A 981-nucleotide genomic window follows, 5' to 3' on the forward strand; every position below is an offset into this window, starting at 1 on the left:
GGGTGCGGTTGAAGCGTTCGGCCTTGCCATTGGTCCAGGGACAGCGGGGCTTGGTGAACCGGTGAGAGATGCCGAGCTCGGCGCACGTAGCGGCGAACATCCGGCTGCGCCGGTAGGACCAGGCGTTATCGGTCATGATCCGCTCCAGGACGACGCCGTGGCCGGTGAACCAGGCGTGGGCGCGGCGCAGGAAGCCGGTGCAGGCGTGCTGGTCCTCCCCGCCGTCGGCCCTGGCGATGACCTCGACATAGGCCAGGCGGGAGTGGTCGTCGACCGCGACGTGGACGTAGTCATAGCCCACCCGGGCAGCGTTGCGAGTCGCCCGGTGCTGGGCGGAGTCGCGGCCGTGGGCCCACCAGCCGCCGCCTGTGCGGATGTGGCCGAGTTTCTTGACGTCGATGTGGACCAGCTCGCCGGGCCGGGCGCGTTCGTAGCGGCGCCACCGGCTCGGACCGTGGATGTGGGTGGCAGGGTCGGCCTGGCGGAGTTGCTCGCCGGTGGGCGGGTCGAGATCGCGTAGACGGGAGATCCCGAGCCGGACCAGCACCCTGTGGACACCGGAGGAGGAGATGCGGGTGCCGTCTTGTCGGCGTAGCTCGTAGGCGATGCGGTCGGGGCCCAGGTTGCGGTCACGGCGCAACCGCTCGATGCGGGCCTCCAGCTCCGGCGGGGTCAGACCGGGGGACCGACGCGGGCGCGAGGAACGTTCCGCCAGGCCGGCCTCGCCCTCGCTCTGCCAGCGGGTGTGCCATTTGTGCAGGCATTGCCGGGAGATCCCGGCCTCAGCAGCGACATGAGCCTTTGGCCGGCCGGAGTCGACACGCAGACACAACCGCCGCTTCCCCTCCAGAGTCAGCGGGGCATTACGGTGCGACACGAGGACCTCCAGGGTCGACGGTGCGGGTGCCTTCAGCAGCTCCACACCTCGCCTGGAGGTCCTCCTTATTTCAAGATCATCGGCCCTGGCGTGTCCACGCCCGC

Annotated in this window: 1 protein-coding gene; it reads right to left on the reverse strand. The window is 70.1% G+C overall.

Translation table 11 applies throughout. The features are described 5' to 3' along the window. The coding region (locus ACFQH9_RS32040) for an IS481 family transposase (protein WP_379572214.1) at positions 1-922 on the reverse strand (922 nt) is incomplete at its 3' end. Positions 923-981: the final 59 nt, after the last annotated feature.

The organism is Pseudonocardia lutea (genome assembly GCF_042658055.1).
Classification (GTDB): Bacteria; Actinomycetota; Actinomycetes; order Mycobacteriales; family Pseudonocardiaceae; genus Pseudonocardia; species Pseudonocardia lutea.